General features: G+C 59.9%; 6 protein-coding genes. All 6 read right to left on the reverse strand.

Annotation, left to right across the window (positions count from 1 at the left end; genetic code table 11):
- On the reverse strand, window positions 1-546 hold a 546-nt coding region (gene ytpR, locus BIS11_RS12805), incomplete at its 3' end, for a YtpR family tRNA-binding protein (RefSeq protein WP_367399209.1).
- A 26-nt stretch (window positions 547-572) separates the two neighbouring features.
- Window positions 573-1,592: a phenylalanine--tRNA ligase subunit alpha gene (gene pheS, locus BIS11_RS12810; RefSeq protein ID WP_253418224.1), complete on the reverse strand. Its 1,020-nt coding sequence runs from the start codon at window positions 1,590-1,592 to the stop codon at window positions 573-575.
- 254 nt (window positions 1,593-1,846) lie between these two features.
- Window positions 1,847-2,200 carry a 50S ribosomal protein L20 gene (gene rplT, locus BIS11_RS12815; RefSeq protein WP_009097607.1) on the reverse strand — a complete coding sequence of 118 codons (354 nt, stop codon included), beginning with the start codon at window positions 2,198-2,200 and terminating at the stop codon, window positions 1,847-1,849.
- Between the two features lie 35 nt (window positions 2,201-2,235).
- On the reverse strand, window positions 2,236-2,430 hold the full coding sequence (gene rpmI / locus BIS11_RS12820) for a 50S ribosomal protein L35 (RefSeq protein ID WP_009724291.1): 195 nt from the start codon (window positions 2,428-2,430) through the stop codon (window positions 2,236-2,238).
- An 81-nt stretch (window positions 2,431-2,511) separates the two neighbouring features.
- Window positions 2,512-3,003 carry a translation initiation factor IF-3 gene (gene infC / locus BIS11_RS12825; RefSeq protein ID WP_227391353.1) on the reverse strand — a complete coding sequence of 164 codons (492 nt, stop codon included), beginning with the start codon at window positions 3,001-3,003 and terminating at the stop codon, window positions 2,512-2,514.
- Window positions 3,004-3,063: 60 nt separating this feature from the next.
- Window positions 3,064-3,760, reverse strand: a 697-nt coding sequence (locus tag BIS11_RS12830; protein ID WP_253586191.1) for a threonine--tRNA ligase, incomplete at its 5' end; no start/stop codon positions are given.

Raw genomic sequence — 3,760 nt, forward strand, 5'->3', positions numbered from 1 at the left:
GAGCACGCCCACTTCGCGCGCCAACCCCTTCACGCTCAGGCAGTCACCGCGATTGGGCGTCAGGTCAACCTCGATGGTGGCGTCGTCCAGCAGCAGGTAGTCGCGTACGCTGGTACCGACCGGGGCGTCGACGGGCAGCACCAAGATGCCCTCGGAGGTCTCCTCCTCGAGGCCCAGCTCCGAGGCGGAGCAGATCATGCCGAAGGACTCGACGCCGCGAAGCTTCGCCTTCTTGATCTTGAAGTCGCCGGGCAGCACGCCGCCCACCTGGGCGAAGGGCACGCGCTGGCCGATGGCCACGTTGCGCGCGCCGCACACCACCTGCACTTCGCCCGTACCGTCGTTGACGCGGCAGACGTTGAGCTTGTCGGCATCCGGATGCGGCTCTTTGGCGATCACTTCGGCCACGACCACGCCCTGGAAAGCTGAGGCGACGGGCTCGACGGCGTCGACCTCGAGGCCCGCCATGGTGATCTGGTCGGCCAGCGCCTGGGTCTCGAGTGTCGGCGAGACCCACTCACGCAGCCACTGTTCTGAAAATTTCATGCTCGTTCCTGTGTCTGGCGGCGTGGTTAGGCGAACTGGCGCAGAAAGCGCAGATCGTTTTCGAAGAACAGGCGCAGGTCATTGACGCCGTAGCGCAGCATGGCCAGGCGCTCGGCCCCCATGCCGAAGGCGAAGCCGGTGAAGCGCTCGGTGTCGATACCGGAGTGCTTGAAGACTTCCGGGTGCACCATGCCGCACCCCATCACTTCGAGCCAGCCGCTGTGCGAGCAGACCCGGCACCCCTTGCCGCTGCACATCACGCACTGGATGTCGACTTCGGCGGAAGGCTCGGTGAAGGGAAAGTAGGAGGGGCGAAAACGCACGTCGAGATCGTCGCGCTCGAAGAACGCCTGCAGGAAATCTTCGATGGTGCCCTTGAGATCGGCAAAGCTGACCCCCTCATCGACCAGCAACCCCTCGACCTGATGGAACATCGGCGTGTGGGTCAAATCCGAGTCGCTGCGGTAGACCCGCCCCGGGCAGACGATGCGAATCGGCGGCTCGCTCTCCTTCATGGTGCGCACCTGCACCGGCGACGTATGGGTACGCAGAAGCCGCGTGGCGTCGAAGTAGAAGGTGTCCGCCATGCCGCGCGCCGGGTGATGGGCGGGAATGTTGAGCGCCTCGAAGTTGTGGTAGTCGTCCTCGATCTCCGGACCGACCGCGACATCGTAACCGATGCGCGTGAAGAGGTTCTCGATGCGCTCGAGAGTGCGCGTGACCGGGTGCAGGCCACCGCCGGCCTGGTGGCGACCGGGCAGCGTCACGTCGATCTTCTCCGCTGCCAGGCGCTGGTTCAGCACCTCGCTTTCAAGCGCGGCGCGCCGGGTGTCGATCTCGCCGGCCAATGTCTGCTTGGCCTGGTTGATGCGCTCGCCGGCTGCCGGACGCTCTTCGGCGGAAAGCTTGCCGAGCCCCTTGAGCAGCGCGGTGACCTCGCCCTTCTTGCCCAGATAGCGAACTCGCAACTCATCCAGCGCCGCGACGCTCTGCGCGGCCTGAATGGCCTCGCGCGCCTCGGATACCAGCGTAGGCAGGTGATCCATCCATTACACTCCGAATTAAGCGATTTTTTACAACTATTCATTACTGCAAGGCAGCGTTTTAAACGCCCTGGCCCGCAAGCGCCGTGGCACCCATATCGGGCGCGACGCGCGGGCCACGTCTTTTAAGACACGGCCCTGAGAGGTGCTCAACATGGCATCATCACAAAAAAACAGGGGAAGAGCGGCTGCTCTTCCCCTGCTCGGGTCACTTTACAATGACCTCACGGTTTTAAGCCAACGAAAGGCTTGAAACCTTATTGGGCAGCCTTGGCTTTTTCCACGATGGCAGCAAAAGCTGCTTTCTCGTGTACCGCCAGATCGGCCAATACTTTACGGTCGATTTCGATGCCGGCCTTCTTCAGACCACCAACGAAACGGCTGTAGGACATACCGTTGATGCGCGCACCGGCGTTGATACGCTGGATCCACAGGGCGCGGAACTGGCGCTTACGGTTACGACGGTCACGGTAGGCGTACTGACCGGCCTTGATGACGGCCTGCTTGGCCACGCGGAAAACGCGCGAACGGGCACCGTAGTAACCCTTGGCCTGCTTCAGTACTTTCTTGTGACGACGACGGGCGACTACGCCACGCTTGACTCGAGTCATGACTTACTCCTGACGATATAGATTTCGAAAACGACTTACAGGTTCGGCAGCATGCGCTGGATCAGCGCCTTGTCGGACGCGTGGATCTGCTTCATGCCGCGAAGCTGACGCTTACGCTTGGTCGATTTCTTGGTCAGGATGTGACTACGGAAAGACTGCTTGTGCTTGAAGCCGTTAGCCGTCTTCTTGAAGCGCTTGGCCGCGCCGCTGTTGCTCTTGATTTTCGGCATGAGAAAAACTCCGCTCGATGTTTTTTAGAAAACCCAGGGCCGGTCAGCGCCAAGCGCTGACCCGTTGAACTCGCCGCTGGATCACTTCTTTTTGGGGGCAAGAATCATGATCATCTGGCGGCCTTCCATTTTCGGGAAGGATTCCACCGAACCGATCTCTTCGAGGTCAGCGGCGATCCGTTCCATCAGCTTGCGGCCGATGTCCTGGTGCGCCATTTCGCGACCGCGAAAACGCAATGTGACCTTGCCCTTGTCACCACCTTCGAGAAAGCGGATCAGGTTCTTGAGTTTCACCTGATAATCGCCTTCGTCGGTGCCAGGACGGAATTTGACTTCCTTGACCTGGATTTGCTTTTGCTTTTTCTTTTGAGCCGCTTTCTGCTTCTTCGTCTCAAAAACGAACTTGCCGTAATCCATGATCTTGCAGACGATCGGATCGGCATTGGAAATTTGCACGAGGTCGAGACCGGCAGCTTCAGCACGCTCCAACGCTTCGGTGGTGGGCACCACACCCAACTGCTCACCTTCGGCGTCGATCAGACGTACTTCTTCTTCGGTAATACGCTCGTTCATTGGTGGGCGTTTGTCTGCTGGACGCCCGCGCGGATTGCTTCGCTTGATTGCTCTGTCTCCTTAGGCAATTGACGATGTCGCCAGGGCTGCTCTCTCGGCAGTGGCGCGTTCGATGAACTCATCGACGGTCATGGTGCCGAGGTTTTCGCCGCTGCGAGTTCGCACGGCCACTGAGTCAGCTTCGACTTCCTTATCTCCGACCACAAGAAGATAGGGAATTTTCTGTAACGTATGCTCACGGATTTTAAAGCCGATCTTCTCGTTCCTCAAGTCTGCCTTGACGCGAAGACCGCTTTTTTGCAGGCGATTCTCCAATTCGAGCGCATAATCGCGCTGAGAATCGGTGATATTCATGATCACGACCTGCTCGGGCGCCAGCCATAATGGCATGGCACCGGCATAGTGTTCAATCAGGATGCCGATGAAGCGCTCCATGGAGCCGACGATCGCACGGTGCAGCATGACCGGCGGCTTGCGCTCGCCCTCTTCGGTCACGTACTGGGCACCGAGCCGCTCGGGCATCATGAAATCGACCTGCATGGTGCCGACCTGCCATTCGCGGCCCAGGCAATCCTTCATGTGGTACTCGATCTTGGGTCCGTAGAACGCACCTTCGCCGGGAAGTTCCTGCCACTCCACATCACACGCTTTCAAGGCGCCGCGCAGTGCCTCTTCGGCGCGGTCCCACACGTCGTCGCTGCCGATGCGCTTTTCCGGACGCAGGGCGATCTTGATCGCGATGTCCTCGAAGCCGAAG

The sequence above is a fragment of the Halomonas sp. 707D4 genome (genome assembly GCF_024158685.1).
GTDB lineage: Bacteria > Pseudomonadota > Gammaproteobacteria > Pseudomonadales > Halomonadaceae > Vreelandella.

Bases quoted from the DNA above. Each gene is read 5' to 3' on its own strand.
- pheS (WP_253418224.1), bottom strand. From the start codon at position 1,592: ATGGATCACCTGCCTACGCTGGTATCCGAGGCGCGCGAGGCCATTCAG.
- rplT (WP_009097607.1), bottom strand. From the start codon at position 2,200: ATGACTCGAGTCAAGCGTGGCGTAGTCGCCCGTCGTCGTCACAAGAAA.
- rpmI (WP_009724291.1), bottom strand. From the start codon at position 2,430: ATGCCGAAAATCAAGAGCAACAGCGGCGCGGCCAAGCGCTTCAAGAAG.
- infC (WP_227391353.1), bottom strand. From the start codon at position 3,003: ATGAACGAGCGTATTACCGAAGAAGAAGTACGTCTGATCGACGCCGAA.